This window comes from Alteromonas sp. 4NH20-0104, assembly GCF_057547795.1.
The window spans coordinates 90,336-107,107 of record NZ_BAAJLP010000011.1; the positions used below are offsets into that span (position 1 = coordinate 90,336).

A 16,772-nucleotide genomic window follows, 5' to 3' on the forward strand; every position below is an offset into this window, starting at 1 on the left:
GTCAGCCCGATAGTAGCAAAGGTTTACTGGTCTAACCACTATTTGGCGTTGTGCACCGGGTTAGCATAGTTCGCAATAAGGTAACGGTGTGCCTGCTCAGGCAATTCAGCCAGCTTAGCCGAAAAGCGGTCCCGGCAGGCCTGGGTGAGTTCGCTACATGCCTGATCTGCGGCCAGGTAGTTAATTGGGTAAAGCTGATAGTTACGGTGGATTTGCTGGTCTATGTGACTGGCCAGCGCTTCCGGCGTTTCGAAGTCTTCAGTGACCACTTCACCAAAGTTCACGCTCACCCGGCACTTGCTGCCTACAATGCCCTGAATAATGCTGTCGATATCTTCAAATTCGGTCTTGTTGTAACTGCCCAGGTGCTCGCGCTGATAAAGTTCATTGGCCTTGGCAATATCGCAAGGGTCGTTTTCATAGGAAATGGCAACCGGCACGATATTTAAAGACTTCATGTACTCGCCAAACGGGCGCTTTTGCTGCTTGCCAGCCATGTAAAACATTTTCAGGATAGCCGGATCAGTGAGGTCCATGCCATCTTTCGCCCGCCCTTCACGCTGCGCTATCCAAATTGACTGCTGGCGGCTCAGCGAGTCTTTAATAAAGTTAGATAACTGGGTGAGTGCCTTGAGTAATTGCCGGGGGCCTTTGGCCGACCGTTTGACCACAAAGCCTTTGTTGAGCTTCATTAACTCGGTTGCACTGGGTTTTTTGAGCAGGTTATCGCCAAAGGCAATCAGTGCTGTTTCGTGTTTGGCGCGGTGCAGGGCGAAATTCACCAACGCGGGATCCATCGCAATATCGCGGTGATTGGAAATGAAGATATAGGCTTTAGCCGGGTCGAGTTTTTCCAGCCCCTTTACGCTAATGCCCTGGCTGGTGCGCTGCAACAACGACTCCATAAAAACGCCGACTTCATTCTGAATATGTGCGACAGTTTTAAACTTGCGCCATTTTAGTCGCAGTAACACTTTGACCAGCGGGCGCATCAGCGACAGCAGCCAACGCGGACTGTGCTCAAACCGATGGTTGACAATCGCATCGATAAACTCCTGATCGTTAATCAGTCGCTCAATGGACGCGGGCACCTCAGCGTCGTTGTAGGGGCGAATGTCATGATACGGATCGGCGTTATCGGTCATAATACTGGCTATATTGAGCTGAGAAAAAGCGAACATTGTACGCACATTCAGCAAATTGGGTAGTGTTGAAGGTATATTTACAAACTAAAGTTAAAGATCAATGACGATATTCAGTCTTGTTAAATTATAGGCAGATTAGACCTTTATATCGCAAAATTTGTCATATAATTATTGGCTGTGCCCCGCTATAACGCTGAATAAGAACGCGCCGTGAGGGGACAACGGTAGCACTGTGGTTGAATTTTCGAGGTAATGAATATTTCTGCTGTACTCAGACATCTGTTATTGGTAATCACCTGGCTGGTGCTGTGGCGTCTGTCGGTTTTTACTGAATATGCGCCACATGCCAGTATCTGGTTCCCGCCCGCCGGCTTTACGTTTACCTGTTTTTTACTGCTTCGATGGCAGGCTTTTCCGGCCATGTTTATTGCCTGCGTGTTGTCTACCGGCTGGGAAAGTCTGGTATTCAGCGATGGCCGCTCACTGGAAGCACTGCTTATTGCCGGTAGTCAGTTTGCCTTACTCCATTGCCTTGTATACGGGGTCAGTGCCAATTTGCTACGGGGTTCCATAGACCGTATAAGCCACCATAATCTGTACGCGCCTGTGATGCGGTTTTTACTCACGGTGGCCACTTCCAGTCTGGTGATGTCTACCGCTGGCGTGATGTTTTTATTTGGCGGCCCACAGATGGAGTCATTTTTAGCCACCAGCCTGGCCTGGTGGATTGGTGATATGTCCGGGATACTGGTTCTGGTTCCGGTGTTTATAGGGCTTGTGAATCGTCTTTATCCGCGCAGAGGCCTGCTGTCTGCGCTCAATTACCAACCCAAGAATGAAAGCCACTTCAGTCGCTTTGCCGGAAAACTGGTATTTAGCTGGGCATTGATGGTGGGTGTGGTACTACTGGCGAATCATTATCAGTCATCGGAAATAGCGTGTCTGATTTTCTTTCTGACGCTGCCGCAAATGTGGATTGTCTTTACTGAGTCACCGATACGGATGGCCATTAGCCTGGCGATGCTGAGCTTTTTACTGGCCCTGCTGGTTAGTATTCTTGGTGTAAGCGAGCAGGCTTATATTTATCAGGTGGCCATTAATGTGATTGCCTGCAGTGCTTATTTCGCCATGTCAGTGCCAGCGCTGGTGGCAGATAATCGTGAATTGAACGTTGAGGCTAAAACTGACTTTCTCACCAAAGCGGTGATGCGTCAGCATTTTATTTCCCTTACAGAACAACACCTTAAGCATGCCCGGCGTTATGGTTACCAGACCTCACTGTTGTTGTTCGACGTGGATAAGTTTAAACAAATTAACGACCGTTTTGGCCATCTGGCGGGGGATGAAGTGCTTCGTGGACTGGCTGAACTGGTGCGCAGTAAAATTCGCAGCAGCGATATTTTTGGTCGGTTTGGCGGCGACGAGTTTATGTTGCTGCTACCTCAAACTTCTATCGAGAATGCGTTTTCCGTGGCCGAAATTATTCGCCAGGGTATTACGGAACTGCATTTTTCCGAACCAGACCTGAGGGTGTCATGCAGTTTTGGGATTGCCAGGGTTGACGAATGTGACGGGTTTCAAAAGGCATTTGATGAAGCCGACCGGCAACTTCTGAAAGCAAAACGGGAAGGAAGAAACCAAACTGCTTTGCGTTTCGCAGAGCGCGGGTAAACCCGGCTAACTACCGTTAACCGGGCCCGTTTCTTACAGCTCTATACCTGCCAGGTGGAAGAAAAAGGCATATTCCTTGGCCCGTTGTTCATAGCGCTTGAAGCGCCCTGATGCACCGCCATGGCCGGCTTCCATATTGGTAATGAACAGCAGCAAATTATCATCGGTTTTGTTATCGCGAAGTTTGGCTACCCACTTCATAGGTTCAAAATACTGCACCTGTGAGTCATGCAGACCTGTGGTAACAAACATATGCGGATAGTCCTGTTTTTTCACCTGATCGTAAGGTGAGTAGGAAAGCATGTACTCATATTCTTCCTGATTGGCAGGGTTACCCCACTCGGTATATTCGCCTGTGGTCAGTGGAATACTGTCATCACTCATGGTGGTCACCACATCGACAAATGGTACGTGAGCAGCGATTGCGGTATACAGTTCCGGGGCCATGTTGGCAACCGCCCCCATAAGTAACCCACCGGCACTCCCGCCTTCAGCAAATACGCGGCTCGGGTCGGCATAACCTTGTTCTACCAGCCCTTTGGTCACGTCAATGAAATCGGTAAAGGTGTTCATCTTATTGCCCATTTTACCGTCTTCGTACCATTGGGTGCCGAGCATCTGGCTACCACGAATGTGGGCGATGGCGACGACAAAACCACGGTCGAGCATCGATAACCACGAAGAAACGAAGGTGGGATCCATGGTCGCCCCATACGAGCCATAGCCATACTGGAAGAGTGGGTTAGAGCCGTCTTTCTTAAACGTTGATTTACGGTAAACTAAAGAAACTGGTACCTTTTTACCATCCCGTGCGGTAATCATCAGGCGTTCTGACTGGTAATCTGCAGCGTTAAAGTTATCACCTACTTTATTTTGCTTTTTCAGTTCGCTTTGCAGGGTTTCCAGATCAATATCGAAAGTACTGGGCGGCGTGGTCAGCGAAGCATAGTAAATGCGGATTGTGTTGGTATCACTTTGAGTGTTACCTGTGAAGCCCGCAGTATAAATAGGATCTTCAGTGGGGATGGTGCGTAGCGAGCCGTCTTTTAACGACATGGCTTCCAGTCGCAAGTAGCCGTTTTCTTTGGCTTTATAGACCAGGTAGTCTTTCAGCACTTCGAGGCTGCTGAGGTAAATGTCCGGGTTGTGAGCGACGACTTCCTGCCAGGCACTGCGGTCCTGGGTTTTATCCGCGCTGACTTTCATGATGCGGTAGTTGTCAGCCTGCCAGTTGGTTAACACATAGTAATCACTGCCATGCTTCTCAACTGAATATTCGTGATCGTCCTCAATCGGGTAAAATGGCGTGGGTGTGGCATCGGCATTGTTAGCATCAATTAGCGTAACGCCCGACATGTCGGTATTACTGTGGTTGATAAAGATAACCTCACCATCCTTGCTCTTGCCCAGCGACGTATAAAAAGTGGTGTTGGTTTCTTCGTAAACCAGTTCATCGTCGGCTTGATCCGTTCCCAGCGTATGGCGGAATACCTGAGAACCCAGTAAGGTCTGCTTATCACGTTTAATGTAGTACAGCGTCTGGTTATCGTTAGCCCAGTAAATCTGACCTGTGGTGTCGGTCAGGGTGTCGGCAAGCCGTTCACCGGTAGCGATACTCTTAACATGTACGTCGTATAAACGGCGGCTAACGGTATCAACCGAGTAGGCCAGTAACTCATTATTTGGGCTGGCTTCATAAGAGCCAATGCTAAAGTAGCTTTCACCTTCAGCCATTTTATTGCCGTCGAGTAACACGGTTTCTTCGCCGTCGAGTTCTTTCTTACGGGCGTAAATTGGGTACTCGCCATCGCCCACGAAATGGGTGACATACCAGTAACCGTTTTGTTTAACCGGTACTGAAGAGTCATCTTTTGGGATCCGGGCAATCATTTCTTCGTACAGCGTGTCACTCTGTTTTTCTAGCGGTGCCAGCACGGCATCAGCATAGCTGTTTTCTTTTTCCAGATGCGAAAGCACTTCTTCATTCGTTCGGGAGTCGTCGCGCATCCAGTAATAGTCGTCAACCCGGGTATCGCCATGGGCGGATAATTCAAACGGTTCTTTTTTGGCTACCGGCGGGGTTACTGATGTCGATAAGTTCATGGGAGAAGCGGTTTCTGTTTGTTTTTCGGGCATTTTGTCGTCGCTACAGGCTGCAAGCAGCACCGTGGCAACAGACAGAGATAGAAGCATTTTTTTCATGGTTTAGGTGATTACTGTCGTTGTTGTTATGTAGAAAAGAATAAGTTACCAACGATTCAGGGTTATAAACAGGTTTTATAAGACGAAACCGCCATTTATTTGGTTGCAAAGTGTTACAGGCCTAGTGAGAATCATAGTCAGGCAATAGACTGATTTTGTGATTTGTGATGGAAACACTGTTAACCGCTGGCGTTCTCGATATCTATACGGCGCTGGGGCTTATTTTGCTGGCCGGTTTTACGTCGTTTGTCACCGGTACTATGGGACTGGGTGGCGGCATGTTGTTGTTGGTGGTGATGGCATCGGTAATGCCTATAGCCGCGTTGATTCCGGTGCACGGATTGGTGCAACTCGGTTCAAATGCCAGTCGGGCTGTGATGACCTTCAACTATCTCGACCGGGCGATGTTTAAGTATTTTGCACTGGGAACCCTGCTGGGAGCCATAGCCGCCTCGTTTGTCGTGGTGCAGTTGCCACTGGCCGTTATTCAACTGGCTATCGCTGTATTTTTGCTACTGATGGTGTGGGGGCTTAAACCCAGTCCCCGGGAAATGTCGCGCCCGGGTCGCGTTATTGCCGGCGCGCTAACCACTTTTTTGAGCATGTTTGTTGGCGCCAGCGGGCCCATGGTCGCGTCGGTGGTGTACCGCAATGGCTATAATAAAATGACCCATACCGCCACTTTTGCCAACTGCATGACGTTTCAGCACAGTTTAAAAGCTATTGTGTTCACTATGGTGGGGTTTTCGTTCTGGCAATGGCTGCCGCTGGTGGTCGCTATGATTGTCAGTGGTGCAATAGGCACCTGGTTGGGCTTAAAGCTACTTAACCGTATCCCGGCCGACAAATTTAAGCTGGCTTTTAAACTGATTTTATCGGTGCTGGCAGTACGTTTGTTGTATCAGGGGATCATGAGCCTTTAAGTTTAATGTTATAGCGCTGCAGCTTTCTATAGAGTGTGCGAGTACTCACATCTAATTTGTTGGCCAGCTCGTCGGGGCTGCCATCGAAGTGTTTGCAAATTTTCTCCAGATATACCTGTTCGGCCTGTTCAAGCGGCATTATATCTTCTGCCACGGCCTGAGTTTCAGTTGGGCCAACGCCAAGAATTTGCGGCGGCAGATCGCTCACCAGGATGTCGTCATCGTTCGACATGAGCGCGGCTTGCTCCACAATACTCTTGAGCTCGCGGATATTGCCCGGAAAACTATACTGCGACAGGGTTTGTAAGGTGCGTTCGCTAAAATGCTTGTGGCGATGTTCGCTGCCAGCGAGAAAATGTTTACATAGCAAAGGGATATCTGATTTTCGCTCACGTAGGGCGGGAAGGTAGATAGGAAAACCGGCAATACGGAAATACAGATCCTGGCGAAACTCGCCCTTTTCCACCATGGCCAGCAGGTTTTTGTGGCTGGCACATACCAGGCGGAAGTCCGCCTTTTTCTGTTTTAATCCACCAACCGGCCGGTAACACTGAGTTTCCAGTAAGCGCAGCAGTTTTACCTGCATGTTAAGTGGCACATCACCAATCTCGTCAAAAAACACGGTACCGCCGTTGGCCACTTCAATCAGGCCTTTTTTGCTGTTGGTTGCGCCGGTGAAAGCGCCTTTTTCATAGCCAAACAGTTCCGACTCAAACAGGCTTTCATTGAGGCCGGTACATTCAATCACCACAAAGGGTTTGTCTTTGCGACGACTGGATTGATGCACGGCCTGGGCTACCAATTCCTTACCGGCTCCGGTTTCACCCTGCAGTAGCACGGCGATCTCTGATTGCGCAGCGCGGTTAATGCGGTTAAGCATTTGCTTGAAATTGTCGGAGCCGCCAATCATTTTGTTTTTCTGAGAGTCGGCAGCGGCATAGCTGATGCGATCGAGGATTTCCAGGTATCCGATGGTCATGCCATCTTCATCCCGCACCGGCTTCATTAAAATATCGCAGTAGGTTTTGCCGTCTTTAGTGTTATGTATATGGACTACGCTGCTGGGGCGGTGGGTTTGCTGACACTGTGACAGCGGGCATTCTTCACCGCGCTTATCGCACGGCGCATCGTTGCGATGGGAAACCGCATAACAGGTACTGTTACCAACAATGACTTCCGTATCATAGGTCTCACGGTAGGCGTCATTTACGGCCTGAATAATGTAATCGTTAGTAATGAATATCGCCGGTTTATCAATGGCGTTAATCATTGACTGAATAAGCGACGCGTTCATAACAACCCTCTCCTGAGACAAATATGGCAGCTCAACGCTGCGCTTGTTTGTCAAATCTGACACAGCTTAAAGTGCTTAACAAGCCGTTTTGTTTATTAATATATTAAAAATCTAATATAAAACATCATCCTACTATGTTTACACCACAATGGCACGAATATTGGTAAATAACTTGTTAACAGACAGGTTTGTTCAACGGTTTTGTTAGTCAATAGTGCGGCAATGCTAGCAGAGTCAATAACGATAAAAGAGAATGATTATGGCAAAAATAGTGGTGTTAGGTGCAGGAACCGGTGGCATGCCAGCGGCCTACGAAGTAAAGGAAGCGTTAGGTGCAGAGCATGAGGTAATGGTGGTAAACGAACGGCAGGAATTCCGGTTCGTACCTTCTAACCCCTGGGTTGCCGTAGGCTGGCGGGAAGCCGGGGCGGTTACCATGCCAATCGAAAAATATCTGGCGAAAAAGAAAATCGGTTTCAAGTGTGCCCGGGTCGATAAGATTGATGCTGATACTAATCAGCTGGTCACCGGCGAAGGCGAAATCATTGACTATGATTACCTTATTATCGCCACGGGTCCGCGTCTGGCCTTCGACCAGATTGAAGGTGCGGGTCCGCAAGGGTTCACTCAGTCAGTGTGTACGCTGGATCATGCTGAACAGTGTTATGCCGACTTTGAAAAGCTGGTGGCTAATCCCGGCCCGGTGGTGGTGGGCTCGTTTCAGGGGGCTAGCTGTTTTGGCCCGGCTTATGAGTATGCTTTTATTCTGGATAAGGCCCTGCGCGACGCGAAGATCCGTCATAAAGTGCCGATGACTTTTGTGACCAGTGAACCCTACATTGGTCACCTTGGCCTGGGCGGCGTGGGCGATTCTAAATCGATGCTCGAATCGGAATTGCGCAACCGTAATATCAAGTGGATTTGTAACGCTCAGGTCGACAAGGTGGAAGAGGGGATGATGCACGTCTCTGAGCTCAACCGTAAGGGCGAGGTGGAATATACTTATGAAGAACCTTTCAATCATTCCATGTTGATCCCGCCGTTCGGCGGGGTGCCCGCGGTAGCCAATGTGGAAGGGTTGTGTAACCCCAAAGGGTTTGTGATCACTGATGAGTTCCAGCGCTCACCGAAGTACCCGAATATTTTCTCAGGGGGTGTTTGTGTTGCAATTCCGCCGGTAGAAGCAACACCGGTGCCTACCGGCACGCCGAAAACCGGGTATATGATTGAAACCATGATGACGGCCATTGCACATAATATGAAGTCCATCATTGTGGACGATAAACCGCCTTCAACCAAAGGCACCTGGCATGCAATTTGTTTGGCTGATATGGGCGACACCGGTGCCGCATTTGTAGCTATGCCGCAAATTCCGCCGCGTAACGTTACCTGGTTTAAAAAGGGTAAATGGGTGCATCTGGCTAAGATTGCCTTTGAAAAATATTTCATGCGTAAGATGAAAACCGGTACCAGCGAACCTGTATACGAGAAATACGTGTTGAAGGCACTGGGTATCGAAAGACTGGAGCAGGATGACAAATGATCAGACTCACTAAGAAAGCAGTGTTAATGGGGTGCTTATTGCTCCCCCTGGCCGCTCAGGCCCAACAGCTTAGCGAAGCAGAGTTTAAAACGCAGGCGAAGCAGAAGGCCATGCAACTGGGCAAAACGCTGAAACAAAACCTGCAGCAGGCGGTAAAAGCCGGCGGGTTACCGAATGGTGTTCAGGTGTGTAAGGACATCGCGCCGGCTATAGCAGCACAACTCAGCACCGATGGCTGGCAGGTAGGGCGCACCGCGTTGAAAGTACGCAACCCGCAAAACCGGGCAGACAGCTGGGAGAAATCATCGCTGATGGCCATGGTGAAAGGGCTGGAGGAGGGTTTGGAGCCCGGCGCCCTGGCAACAGTTCATGTTGATGAAGCAGCCGGTAAATATCGTTTTATGGCGCCAATTATGACTGGCGGCTTATGCCTCAACTGTCATGGCGTGTCGCTGGCAGAACCAGTGAAGGAAGCCATCAAACAGCAATACCCGGATGATGAGGCAACCGGCTTTGCCGCGGGAGATTTACGCGGTGCTTTTACGGTGACCTATCAGGCTGGAGAATAACATGGCAAAGGGCTCTCTTAGTGCGCTGCTGGTGACACTTTGCCTGACATGGCCAGCGGCAAATGCGCTGGCCGCTGATGAGCGTATGGCTGTAACGCTTAACGAGGAGCAAAAATCGTTTGTGCTGGGTCATATGCGCGACATGCTTGAAGCGCTAACCGATACCCAGCAATTGCTATTGGAAGGCAAGCGGGAGGAGCTTCGCCAGCGTATCGCGAACCTGCAAACCCGTGAGCAGGCGAATCGCCCTAAGGGGTTGGGCAAGCAAATACCGCCAGCATTTCGTGCTATGGCGCAAAGCATGCGACCTCACTGGCAGGCAATTCAAAACCCGGACCTGAGTGAGGAAGAAGTTCGTCAGCATGCGGTGGATTTAATGCGCGTGTGTAATGCCTGTCATCGCACTTTTGCTATTCAGTAATTTCCCCCCGATACCACCGTGAGTAAGCGGGCAGTTTGCCCGCTTACTCACACCAGATTTCGGCAAAATATTAGTCGGCTCAGTTGCTTGACCGCGATCAATTATTAACCTCCCGGTTTACAGTATCTTCATTGCACTTCTCTGATGATCAGGCTTGCCAGTTATGACAGCTAACTGACAAATATGGCAGGCCGGTGTCAATTTGCTTAGTAAATTTCCACCACACATTTAAATGAATTTAATTAAATCCATTTATATCAATGGGTTGTTTGGTTTTTCGTGGTTGGCGCAAGTTATGCAAAGTGATGAACATCAGGACCGCCGCGCCTTAAATATCGAGCCGGATTCAGCTTGTCAGCACGACTTGTTGTCATTCTGTTGGTGGTCACCCCCAGTTTTTATTTTGAAATATCAAAGGAGAGTCTCATGAGCGATACGTTGATAGAACTATCGCGGTTACAATTTGCTTTAACAGCAATGTTCCACTTTATCTTTGTCCCGCTAACCCTGGGGTTAACGTTTCTGTTAGCCATCATGGAGTCGGTATATGTGATGACCGGTAAAGAAATCTACAAACAAATGACCCAGTTCTGGGGCAAATTGTTTGGGATCAATTTTGCTATTGGCGTTGCAACCGGGCTTACGATGGAGTTCCAGTTCGGTATGAACTGGTCTTATTATTCTCACTACGTGGGCGATATCTTTGGCGCGCCGCTGGCCATTGAAGGCTTAATGGCGTTCTTTTTGGAATCCACTTTTGTGGGCTTGTTCTTCTTTGGTTGGGACAAGATGTCAAAGGTGAAGCACTTAATGGCCACCTGGCTGGTAGCGATTGGGTCTAACTTCTCGGCGTTGTGGATTTTAATCGCCAATGGCTGGATGCAAAATCCGGTAGGCGCCACATTTAATACCGAATCCATGCGGATGGAAATGACCAGCTTTAGCGAAGTGATTTTTAACCCCGTGGCACAGGTGAAATTTGTTCACACTGTCTCGGCAGGCTATGTGACCGGCGCAATCTTCATACTGGCCATCTCCAGCTACTATTTGCTTAAGCATAAACATATCGCCTTTGCCCGTCGCTCCTTTGCGATTGCGGCGAGTTTTGGTCTGGCCGCCACGCTGTCTGTGATTGTGCTGGGTGATGAAAGCGGCTACGAAATTGGTGACGTGCAGAAAGTTAAACTGGCCGCGGTTGAAGCTGAATATGAAACTCATCACGCTCCGGCTCCCTTTACCATTTTAGGTATTCCCGATGATGAAGGGGAGAAAATGGATTACGCCGTCCAAATTCCATGGTTAATGGGCATCATTGCTACCCGTTCACTGGATGAGGAAGTGACTGGTATCAAGGATCTCAAAGAGATCCACCGGGTTCGCATTTTATCTGGCGTGCAGGCGCAAAAACAGCTCGAAAAGGTCAAAAACGGCACCGCGACACCTGCTGAGCTGGATATGTTTGAGCGGAATAAAGACGACCTGGGTTATGCCTTGTTACTCGAGCCATTTGCCGATGACATCACTCAGCCAACCCCAGAGGCGCTGGAGAAAGCCGTGAATTACAGCATTCCGCCGGTTGCTCCCTTGTTTTACGGATTTCGTTTAATGGTTCTGGCGGGTTTTCTGATGCTGGCACTCTTTATCGCAGCTTTCTATTACAGCACTAAGCACCAGATCACTAAGCCCCGGTGGTTGCTGAAATCGGCCCTGTGGGCTTTACCGCTGCCGTGGATTGCCTCTGAAGCGGGTTGGTTTGTGGCTGAATATGGCCGTCAGCCCTGGTCTATCGCCGAAGTGTTACCGGTGCACACCGCAGTGTCCAACCTGTCTGTTTCAGACGTGGTGACTACGCTGGTGGCTTACACTCTGTTCTATGCAACGATGTTCGTGATTGGCTTCTATCTGATGAAAAAATACGCCAAAAAAGGACCGGTCCCACCGGAAGATGACACTAAACTGGACGATGCAATTGGCCTGGGCACTCAAGGAGCAAACGCATGATTGATTATGAAGTACTACGAGTAATTTGGTGGGTGCTGGTTGGCGTATTGCTGATAGGCTTTGCCATTACTGATGGATTTGATTTGGGGGTTGGCGCACTGCTTACCCTGATTGGCAAAACCGACGACGAACGCCGGGTAATGATCAACACGGTGGGTCCACACTGGGATGGTAATCAGGTTTGGTTTATCACCGCTGGCGGTGCTATTTTTGCTGCGTGGCCAATGATTTACGCGACTGCTTTTTCGGGGTTCTATCTGGCTTTGGCGCTGGTGCTGATCGCCTTATGGATGCGTCCGCTGGGTTTTGATTTTCGCAGCAAGCTGGCGGACAAACGCTGGCGTACCAGCTGGGACTGGGCATTGTTTACTTCGGGCTTTGTCCCTGCGTTAATCTTTGGCGTTGCCTTTGGTAATTTGCTGTTGGGCGTGCCTTTCGAGCTGGATGGTAACCTAAAAGCGACTTACACCGGTTCATTCTTTGGTTTGCTTACCCCGTTTGCACTGGTCGCTGGGTTGGTGTCAGTGGCGATGATCCTTAACCATGGTGCCACCTGGCTGCAAATGAAAACCGATAGCTTTATTGAGGTTCGGGCTCGGGCCGTCTCCGTCATTCTGTCTCTGGTAACGGTCGTGCTGTTTATACTGGCTGGCCTTTGGGTTGCCTTTGGTCTGGATGGTTTTGTGGTGACTTCTGTAGTGGATACTATGGCTACGTCTAACCCGCTTAGAAAGGAAGTAGCGGTTGAGGCCGGTGCATGGATGGCTAATTACAGCAAATACCCCTGGATGGTAGTGGCGCCTCTGTTAGGTATTGGTGCAGGATTAGCCTGCGCTTTCTTCTCCAAAGCAGGCCGCGGTGGCTGGGCGTTTGTGAGCAGCGCGCTGATGATGACCGGGATTATTCTGACTGCGGGCTTCTCAATGTTCCCATTCCTGATGCCAAGCACTACCATGCCGGTGGCAAGCTTAACCGTGTGGGATGCAACATCCAGTGAAATGACCCTGAAAATTATGTTTGGTGTCGCCTGTGTATTTGTTCCTATTGTACTGAGCTATACCGCATACGGCTTTTATGTAATGCGTGGTCGCATTAAAAACAGCGACTTAGACTCATCTCACGCGATTTATTAAGGAGAACAGAACATGTGGTATTTTACCTGGATATTAGGTGTGTTGCTGGCTTGTTCATTTGGCATTATTAATGCCATGTGGTTAGAATCGACTGAGAATTTGGATCGTCCTGAAGACTCAGAAGATCAGTAGTGAACGAGAACCCGTCCCTGCCACGGTGGTTTAATGCCACCGTCATTAAACAGGGTGTTGCATCGCGCAGCACCTTGTTTTTATTGGTGGCCATAAAAACCACCCGACTCCTGTGTTTAATTGCCGGTTACTGGCTGTTTGCCGCGATGATGCACGATTGGGTGGTGCTGGCTCAGCAGCCGGATATGAGTGACTGGCTGGGTCTGGCGGCTGCGTTATTACTGGCCTGGCTACTGCAGGGCAATGCTTATCGGCGCACCTTGCAGGCTAAAACCGATTTACTTAATGGCCTTGAAAAGCGCTTTGCCGAGCGTTTGGTGGCAGAGCAAACCTCGTTAGTCAGCACCCATTCGGCTTACTTCTGGCAATCGGTATGGACCCGCCACATCAGCGCGCTGGTTCACTGGCGCTACGACTATCAGGTGCAACAATACGTGGCGGTGCTTACGCCGTTTTTCGCGCTGCTGTTTATTCTGGTGGTTAACCCGGTGGTGGGGGGCAGCCTGCTAATCACATTGCCGCTCATCCCGCTGTTTATGATTTTGGTGGGTAAGGGCGCTGCGGCGCTTCAGCGGAAACACTTTGTTGCCCTCACCCGGCTCGGCAGCCTGTTTGTTGATCGCCTCACGGCGCTGGGGTTACTGGCCAGTTTTCGCACCCATCAGATTGAACAAAAGATTTTAAAACAAGCCAGTGACGACCTGAACGAACGCACCATGAAAGTGGTTGGCGTGGCGTTTTTATCCAATACCGTACTGGATTTCTTTTCGACAATCGCCGTTGCCTTAATTGCGGTGTTTATTGGCTTTAGTTTATTGGGCGAGTTCTCGTTAGGCCCGGTGCTTACGCTGCATTCTGGCTTATGGTTGTTACTTACCGCGCCATTGCTGTTTTCTGAACTTAAAGCGCTGGGGCAGTTTTACCATCAGAAGGCCGAGGCTGAAGCTGCGCGCGATGCGGCTGGCGACTGGCTTGCGACGCTGGATGCCGGGCAGCTGGATGAACCGGCTAACGAACTCACCGAGCCGCAGCAGTTTAGCTTACAACTGGCGGATAACCTGCTTGCCAGCCAGTCATTAACGTTGCTGCCTGGAGACTGGGTAGCCGTAACCGGGCCGTCTGGCAGTGGTAAAACCCTGTTACTGGAAGCCTTGGCTGGCCAGCGGGCGGGGGATTATCGTCTGCCTTGTCGGGTGGCTATGCTTACTCAGCACCCGGTATTGTTACCCGCCACGCTGCGGGAAAATCTTAATTATCAGCGCACTTTTACCACCGCCAGACTGGAACAGGCACTTAGTGAAGTGGAGCTTAAGCCATGGCTGGACTCGCTGCCGGCCGGGCTCGATACGCCGCTGGCGGAAGTGCCTGCTATCTCGGGCGGACAGGCGCAGCGTCTGGCTCTTGCGCGCTTGTTACTGTCTGACGCGCCGGTGTGGCTGCTCGATGAGCCCACTGCGCATCTACCCGAAGCGCAGCATCACAGTCTTAGTCAGCTTATTCATTCCCTGGGGCACGGGCGAACCGTGTTATGGGTTTCCCACAAGGCGTTACCGGATGACTGGTTTAACCGAACCTGGCAGGTGGAAAACCGCAGGGTGCAGCAAACGCACGGGGAGGCAATTTCGTGAAAGCCTTTATTACCGTGTTACTGGCAGTGCTGCACGGCGGTGCCGGGCTGGCGATTTTAATGGTTTCTTCCTGGTTTATTGCCGCCTGCGCTGTGGCTCCGGTGAATTTTAACTATATGCTGCCGGCGGTAGTGATCAGAGCCCTGGCGCTGTTACGCATTGGTAGTGGCTATGCTCATATGTGGGTAGGTCACAAGCACTTACTGCAACTTACCTCGTTGCTTCGCGTGCAACTATTTGAACGGCTGTTTGCCGCGCAGATCCGCCAGCGCAGTGAGGAAGTCGAAGCGCTGGCCAGTCATACCGAGGCTATTGCTGCGGTGTGGGTCGGCTGGGTTTCTCAGCAGGCCTCAGCTGTACTCATGCTGATGGTGAGCGCAGTAACGCTGCTGGTGCTGGATTTCCCTTTTGCTGGCTGGACAATAGCACTTGGCGTTATATGGCTGATGATCATGGCTGTACTCTGTATGCAAGGGCTTACTTTAGCTAAGGTTCAGGTGCTTCAGGAGCATAATTTCAGAGAGCAATCCGATGTGGTGCTCAGAAGTGTGGCCATCTGGCATTTAAAAACAGTGCAAGAGCAGTTAGCGCAGTTACCCTCCGCACAAACGTTGTGGCAGACTGAAACCAGTCAGCAGCGGCTTACTTTGCAGAGTATGTGGGTGTTTCAGGGGCTTGCCTGGGCGCTGATGCTGATGATTATTTATCTGGCTATCCATACTCAGCTTGAAGGTGACGGCGGTAACCCGCTGTTGCTGGTGGTGCCCATGCTGTTGCTCAGCGCCGGTGACTGGCTGGGCCGTTCCTTCAATGGTCAGCCCGCGCTGAACCGTTATGTGCAGGGCAAACAGGCACTTAAAACACTACCAGTAGAGCCTCTGCAACTGACAGACGCCGTACCACTGTCTGACACGCTCAAACTGACAGACTTTGGTTCTGTGAACCTACCCGAACAAAAAGTGACGGCGGAGTTTGATGTCTGCGGTCTTTACCTGGTTGGCGGACCAAGCGGCGCAGGCAAGTCCCAGTTATTGCAGGCTATCAGCGGGTTGGTAGCCAGCCATGGGCAACGTCTTTGTGATGATGAAGCGCCGGGGGAGGGCCTGATTGAAGGCTGGCTATATCTGGAGCAGCAACCGGTGATCCTCGCCGCCACGCTCAGACATAACCTGACCCTGGGCCGGGACTTTTCGGCTACGCAGCTTAATGACGTACTGAGCAAAGTTGGCCTGGCTCAGCTTAACGACCTGGGTGAGTGGCTCGGCCCGGGTGGCCGTGTATTATCAGGCGGCGAGCGCAAGCGCTTAGGCATAGCACGAGCAATGCTTATCCACTCACCGGTGTGGCTGCTGGATGAACCCTTTGAGGGGCTCGATGGAGCAGCGGTTAGTCAGCTGGTTAGCCTGTTACAACAGGACGCTGCAACGCGTCTTATCATTATTGCCAGTCACGTGTATCCGGCTGAACTGCAATGTAAAGACACGCTGATACTAAGTCCTGTAAGCTAATTCTATCAGGCTACGCGGATAGGGATCACATCATCGGTGATCCTATGTTTAAACCGGGCTTTTAAACAATCGGCTGAACCGGCCTCGAATTCCCGGCAGGTAGAGGAGCGTTGCGCGTAGATACTGTAACTCACCTGTGTGCCAATTTCCCCTGTCAGGGCTACGCACCTGGGGTTGGGTTGATTAGTACCGGCCATGGAAACTAAATTAGGTGAAATTTTAGTGGTCAGTTCTGCCGGCACCGAACCACCGGCAAAGGGATCGGACTCAGCCCAGTAAAAAGACACCCGAAAGGTGGCGCAACAGGCACCACAATCCACACAAGACAACATATAACTGCTCCACACTATGTGCAAAACAACCAGTGATTAGCTGGGTTTGCGAGCTAACGCATAAGGGTAAGAAAAAATCATCTGGAAGGCAGGCAGAGGGTACCCACTCTTCACTACAGAATGTGAATTATGCCACCAAAACTGAAAAACCATAAATAAAATAAATTCACGTAAATCAATATTTTGCTTGGTTTAATGAAGGTGGGTTTAGGCTCTATAAGGTTAAGGCCTGCCAGCTGGCAAAGCTTTTGCTGTATCAACGTAATGACC

Annotated in this window: 14 protein-coding genes; 10 read left to right on the forward strand and 4 right to left on the reverse strand. The window is 50.4% G+C overall.

What is annotated here, in order from left to right:
* Positions 1-38: 38 nt before the first annotated feature.
* Entirely contained in the window at positions 39-1,181 is a 1,143-nt protein-coding gene (locus tag AC27IB_RS10000; protein ID WP_487120645.1) for a 1-acyl-sn-glycerol-3-phosphate acyltransferase, read from the reverse strand.
* 216 nt (positions 1,182-1,397) lie between these two features.
* On the opposite strand from AC27IB_RS10000, the gene AC27IB_RS10005 reads away from it, so the two are divergent.
* Positions 1,398-2,816: a GGDEF domain-containing protein gene (locus AC27IB_RS10005; RefSeq protein ID WP_487120647.1), complete on the forward strand. Its 1,419-nt coding sequence runs from the start codon at positions 1,398-1,400 to the stop codon at positions 2,814-2,816.
* Positions 2,817-2,849: 33 nt separating this feature from the next.
* Here the strand turns inward: AC27IB_RS10005 and AC27IB_RS10010 are convergent, their stop codons facing one another.
* Positions 2,850-5,018 carry a S9 family peptidase gene (locus AC27IB_RS10010; protein WP_487120649.1) on the reverse strand — a complete coding sequence of 723 codons (2,169 nt, stop codon included), beginning with the start codon at positions 5,016-5,018 and terminating at the stop codon, positions 2,850-2,852.
* Positions 5,019-5,185: 167 nt separating this feature from the next.
* On the opposite strand from AC27IB_RS10010, the gene AC27IB_RS10015 reads away from it, so the two are divergent.
* Positions 5,186-5,941, forward strand: coding sequence for a sulfite exporter TauE/SafE family protein (locus tag AC27IB_RS10015; RefSeq protein ID WP_296047822.1), 756 nt, complete (start codon positions 5,186-5,188; stop codon positions 5,939-5,941).
* On the opposite strand, the gene AC27IB_RS10020 is transcribed toward AC27IB_RS10015, so the two are convergent.
* A complete protein-coding gene (locus tag AC27IB_RS10020) occupies positions 5,928-7,235 on the reverse strand; it encodes a sigma-54 interaction domain-containing protein (RefSeq protein ID WP_487120651.1) in 1,308 nt (435 codons plus the stop codon). The genes AC27IB_RS10015 and AC27IB_RS10020 overlap by 14 nt on opposite strands.
* Before the next feature lie 259 nt (positions 7,236-7,494).
* Between AC27IB_RS10020 and AC27IB_RS10025 the strand changes: the two genes are divergently transcribed.
* The 8 genes from AC27IB_RS10025 (at position 7,495) to AC27IB_RS10060 (ending at position 16,170) form a co-directional block, all read left to right on the forward strand.
* On the forward strand, positions 7,495-8,778 hold the full coding sequence (locus tag AC27IB_RS10025) for an NAD(P)/FAD-dependent oxidoreductase (RefSeq protein WP_487120653.1): 1,284 nt from the start codon (positions 7,495-7,497) through the stop codon (positions 8,776-8,778).
* The gene (locus tag AC27IB_RS10030) at positions 8,775-9,347 is read left to right on the forward strand and encodes a Tll0287-like domain-containing protein (protein ID WP_296052681.1); all 573 of its coding nucleotides are present in this window, start codon (positions 8,775-8,777) and stop codon (positions 9,345-9,347) included. The genes AC27IB_RS10025 and AC27IB_RS10030 overlap by 4 nt, the downstream gene beginning before the upstream one ends.
* A gap of 1 nt (position 9,348) precedes the next feature.
* A complete protein-coding gene (locus AC27IB_RS10035) occupies positions 9,349-9,768 on the forward strand; it encodes a hypothetical protein (protein WP_487120655.1) in 420 nt (139 codons plus the stop codon).
* A 426-nt stretch (positions 9,769-10,194) separates the two neighbouring features.
* Positions 10,195-11,769 carry a cytochrome ubiquinol oxidase subunit I gene (locus AC27IB_RS10040; protein WP_487120657.1) on the forward strand — a complete coding sequence of 525 codons (1,575 nt, stop codon included), beginning with the start codon at positions 10,195-10,197 and terminating at the stop codon, positions 11,767-11,769.
* Positions 11,766-12,902 carry a cytochrome d ubiquinol oxidase subunit II gene (cydB, locus tag AC27IB_RS10045; RefSeq protein WP_296052672.1) on the forward strand — a complete coding sequence of 379 codons (1,137 nt, stop codon included), beginning with the start codon at positions 11,766-11,768 and terminating at the stop codon, positions 12,900-12,902. The genes AC27IB_RS10040 and cydB overlap by 4 nt, the downstream gene beginning before the upstream one ends.
* Before the next feature lie 12 nt (positions 12,903-12,914).
* The gene (cydX, locus tag AC27IB_RS10050; protein ID WP_296052667.1) at positions 12,915-13,034 is read left to right on the forward strand and encodes a cytochrome bd-I oxidase subunit CydX; all 120 of its coding nucleotides are present in this window, start codon (positions 12,915-12,917) and stop codon (positions 13,032-13,034) included.
* Positions 13,034-14,662, forward strand: a complete 1,629-nt coding sequence (locus tag AC27IB_RS10055; protein WP_487120659.1) for an ATP-binding cassette domain-containing protein — start codon at positions 13,034-13,036, stop codon at positions 14,660-14,662. Before cydX ends, AC27IB_RS10055 begins: the two co-directional genes overlap by 1 nt.
* Positions 14,659-16,170 (forward strand): ATP-binding cassette domain-containing protein, encoded by a 1,512-nt coding sequence (locus tag AC27IB_RS10060; RefSeq protein ID WP_487120661.1) that lies wholly within the window; start codon positions 14,659-14,661, stop codon positions 16,168-16,170. Before AC27IB_RS10055 ends, AC27IB_RS10060 begins: the two co-directional genes overlap by 4 nt.
* A 5-nt stretch (positions 16,171-16,175) precedes the next feature.
* On the opposite strand, the gene AC27IB_RS10065 is transcribed toward AC27IB_RS10060, so the two are convergent.
* Complete coding sequence (locus AC27IB_RS10065; protein WP_487120663.1) at positions 16,176-16,502, reverse strand: YkgJ family cysteine cluster protein; 327 nt, start codon at positions 16,500-16,502, stop codon at positions 16,176-16,178.
* Positions 16,503-16,772: the final 270 nt, after the last annotated feature.

Coding starts and splice junctions, on each gene's coding strand:
- AC27IB_RS10040 (WP_487120657.1), top strand. CDS start 10,195: ATGAGCGATACGTTGATAGAACTATCGCGGTTACAATTTGCTTTAACA.
- AC27IB_RS10005 (WP_487120647.1), top strand. CDS start 1,398: ATGAATATTTCTGCTGTACTCAGACATCTGTTATTGGTAATCACCTGG.
- cydX (WP_296052667.1), top strand. CDS start 12,915: ATGTGGTATTTTACCTGGATATTAGGTGTGTTGCTGGCTTGTTCATTT.
- AC27IB_RS10065 (WP_487120663.1), bottom strand. CDS start 16,502: ATGTTGTCTTGTGTGGATTGTGGTGCCTGTTGCGCCACCTTTCGGGTG.
- AC27IB_RS10025 (WP_487120653.1), top strand. CDS start 7,495: ATGGCAAAAATAGTGGTGTTAGGTGCAGGAACCGGTGGCATGCCAGCG.
- AC27IB_RS10020 (WP_487120651.1), bottom strand. CDS start 7,235: ATGAACGCGTCGCTTATTCAGTCAATGATTAACGCCATTGATAAACCG.
- AC27IB_RS10015 (WP_296047822.1), top strand. CDS start 5,186: ATGGAAACACTGTTAACCGCTGGCGTTCTCGATATCTATACGGCGCTG.
- AC27IB_RS10010 (WP_487120649.1), bottom strand. CDS start 5,018: ATGAAAAAAATGCTTCTATCTCTGTCTGTTGCCACGGTGCTGCTTGCA.
- AC27IB_RS10030 (WP_296052681.1), top strand. CDS start 8,775: ATGATCAGACTCACTAAGAAAGCAGTGTTAATGGGGTGCTTATTGCTC.
- AC27IB_RS10035 (WP_487120655.1), top strand. CDS start 9,349: ATGGCAAAGGGCTCTCTTAGTGCGCTGCTGGTGACACTTTGCCTGACA.
- cydB (WP_296052672.1), top strand. CDS start 11,766: ATGATTGATTATGAAGTACTACGAGTAATTTGGTGGGTGCTGGTTGGC.
- AC27IB_RS10000 (WP_487120645.1), bottom strand. CDS start 1,181: ATGTTCGCTTTTTCTCAGCTCAATATAGCCAGTATTATGACCGATAAC.